Source organism: Methylobacterium gregans, from assembly GCF_022179245.1.
Taxonomy (GTDB): domain Bacteria; phylum Pseudomonadota; class Alphaproteobacteria; order Rhizobiales; family Beijerinckiaceae; genus Methylobacterium; species Methylobacterium gregans.
This window is the reverse complement of the sequence record NZ_BPQM01000094.1, coordinates 1-2,722: the sequence shown is the minus strand read 5'-3', so window position 1 is coordinate 2,722 and position 2,722 is coordinate 1. Positions and strand designations below refer to the sequence as shown.

The 2,722-nt window shown below is 71.7% G+C and carries 3 protein-coding genes and 1 pseudogene; 3 read left to right on the top strand and 1 reads right to left on the bottom strand.

The window, feature by feature from the left end:
* From MFF54_RS18465 to lysA, 3 genes are all read left to right on the top strand, one after another.
* On the top strand, window positions 1-744 hold a 744-nt coding region (locus tag MFF54_RS18465), incomplete at its 5' end, for a glycosyltransferase family 4 protein (RefSeq protein ID WP_238304282.1).
* A 145-nt stretch (window positions 745-889) separates the two neighbouring features.
* Window positions 890-1,243: a lipoprotein gene (locus MFF54_RS18460; protein WP_238304281.1), complete on the top strand. Its 354-nt coding sequence runs from the start codon at window positions 890-892 to the stop codon at window positions 1,241-1,243.
* Between the two features lie 21 nt (window positions 1,244-1,264).
* The gene (gene lysA / locus MFF54_RS18455; RefSeq protein WP_238304280.1) at window positions 1,265-2,533 is read left to right on the top strand and encodes a diaminopimelate decarboxylase; all 1,269 of its coding nucleotides are present in this window, start codon (window positions 1,265-1,267) and stop codon (window positions 2,531-2,533) included.
* Here lysA and MFF54_RS18450 read toward each other — a convergent pair.
* Window positions 2,485-2,722: pseudogene (locus MFF54_RS18450) on the bottom strand (hypothetical protein); the annotation flags it as partial. The gene lysA and the pseudogene MFF54_RS18450 overlap by 49 nt on opposite strands.

The following is a 2,722-nucleotide window of genomic DNA, read 5'->3' as shown; positions in this document are numbered from 1 at the left end:
CGGCCCGGCGAGGCCGGGCGGCACGCCGAGCGACTGCGCACGATCGGCCGCCACGCCGCCGCGATCCTGGCGAACTCCCACGATACCGCCGAGCGCACCCGCGCGCATCTGCGCCGGGCCGGCCTCGCCCCGCCGCCCGTCGCGGTCGGCCATCTCGGCGTCGAGCCGGCCTTCGGTCCGGCGGGCCCCTCCGTCACGCCCGACCGCCCCACCTTTCTGGTCTGCGGCACGATCGAGCCCCGTAAGAACCACCTGCTGCTCCTGCACCTTTGGCGAGCCCTGGCCGAGCGGCTAGGGCCGGAGACGCCCCGCCTCGTCCTCGTCGGGCGGCGCGGATGGGAGGCAGAGAACATCGTCGACCTGCTCGACCGCTGCGAGGCGATCCGTCCGCACGTGGTCGAGGTCTCGGGCCTCTCGACCCACGGGCTCGCCGCGCTGATGCGTGGTGCCACGGCTTTGCTGATGCCCTCGTTCACCGAGGGTTACGGCATCCCGATCGTCGAGGCGGCGGCTTCAGGCTTGCCGGTGGTGGCTTCGGACATTCCGGTCCACCGCGAGATCGGCGCGAGCTTCTGCGACTTCCTCGACCCACTCGACGGGCCCGGCTGGGCGCGGGCCGTCACAACCCTTGCGGAGCCGGGCTCGGCGGCTCGGGCGGTCCTCGCCGAACGCCTCCTCGGCTATCGTTCGCCGGGTTGGCCGGAGCATTTCGACGCCGTGTCGCCACTTCTCGATTCGCTGTGAGCCCGCGATGAGTCCGGGATGAGCCCGCGCGCGTGTGGCCGGGCCGCGCTCGCCTTCGACGGCAGCAGGGGCTAGAAGAAGCCGACTTTCCGGCCTTCGCCGGCCCCGGCCGCTGGCTGGCGGAACCTCCCGGACCCGAAGCGCGATGCTGCCGAACCGTGCCCTGATGCTCCTCGCCGCGATCGGCCTCGCGCTCACGGTCTCGGCCTGCGGCCGCCGCGGCGCGCTGGAAGCACCGGTGGCGAGGCCCGGACCTGGCACTGGCGGGACCGCAAGCGCCTCCACGAGCGCGACTGCCAGCCCGCGGCAGTTGCCGGACAGCATCGGCCTCGGCGGCGGCTCGGTGACGCCCGATCCCGATGCGGTCCGGGCCGGCGACGAACTCAGCCTCTCGGCCGTGGCGCCCGGCGGCAGCGAGGCGCCGATCGAGACCAGCCGCGGAGCCAAGCGCGGCTACCGGGTCCCGAAGGCCCCCTTCATCCTCGACCCTCTCCTGTAAAAGGCCCGGACGGGCGCACCGATGCATCATTTCCACTATCGCGACGGCCGCCTCCACGCCGAGGCGGTCGACCTGACGCCGCTCGCCGAGGAGATCGGCACGCCGTTCTACTGCTACAGCAGCGCCACGCTGGAGCGGCACTACCGGGTCTTCGCAGACGCGTTCGCGGGCGACGACGCCCTCGTCTGCTTCGCCATGAAGGCGAATTCAAACCAGGCGGTGCTGCGCACCCTTGCCCGCCTCGGGGCGGGCATGGACATCGTCTCGGAGGGCGAGCTGCGCCGGGCTCTCGCGGCAGGCGTGCCGGGCGAACGGATCGTGTTCTCGGGCGTCGGCAAGACCCGCGCCGAGATGGCAGCGGCGCTGAAGGCCGGAATCCTCTGCTTCAACGTCGAGAGCGAGCCGGAACTCGCAGCTCTCTCGGAGGTCGCGCAGAGCTTGGGGGCGAGGGCGCCCGTCTCGATCCGCGTCAACCCGGACGTCGATGCCGGCACACACGCCAAGATCTCGACCGGCAAGTACGAGAACAAGTTCGGCATCCCGATCACGCGGGCGCCCGCCGTCTACGCGGAGGCCGCCGCGATGCCGGGGCTCGCGGTCCACGGCGTCGACATGCATATCGGCAGTCAGATCACGGATCTGGCGCCCTTCGCGAGCGCGGCCGCGCTTCTCTGCGGGCTCGCCCGCGAGCTGATCGCTTCGGGATACCCGCTGCAGCACATCGATTTCGGCGGCGGTCTCGGCATCCCCTACCGGGACGACAACGCGCCGCCTCCGGATCCGGCGGCGCTCGCCGCGACGCTGCGGCCGCATTTCCGGCCGCTCGGGCTCAGGCCCGTCTTCGAGATCGGGCGGATGATCGCCGGCAATGCCGGCATCTTGGTCACGCGCGTGATCTACGTGAAGCATTCGGAAGGCCGGACCTTCGTCATCGTGGACGGCGCGATGAACGATCTGATCCGCCCGACCCTCTACGAGGCCTATCACGCGCTGCGCCCCGTCGTGGAACCCGGTCCGGACGCGCCCCGCATCGTCGCGGATGTGGTCGGCCCGGTCTGCGAGACCGGCGACTACCTGGCGCTCAACCGCGAGATGCCTGAGGTGCGCCCCGGTGATCTGATCGCTGTGATGACGGCGGGGGCCTACGGGGCGGTCCAGGCGGGCACCTACAACAGCCGCCGCCTCGTACCGGAGGTGCTGGTGCGGGACGCGGACGCAGCGATCGTGCGCCCGCGCCAGACCTACGAGGAGCTGATCGGCCTCGACCGGGTGCCTGGCTGGCTCGCCTGAGCAGGCTCGGGTTCCAGCGGGATTCGAGCCCGAATCCCGTTGGGATACCCGGGCCAACCCGCCGCATCCCGCAGGTCGCCGATCCGCGCCTCGATTCGGGCGGGGTCGGCGTCCCAGGCGAACATGAACTGGGTGCCGCCGATGAAGGTGTAGAAACGCCAAGCCCCGTCCGCGCAGGCGCTCCAGCGC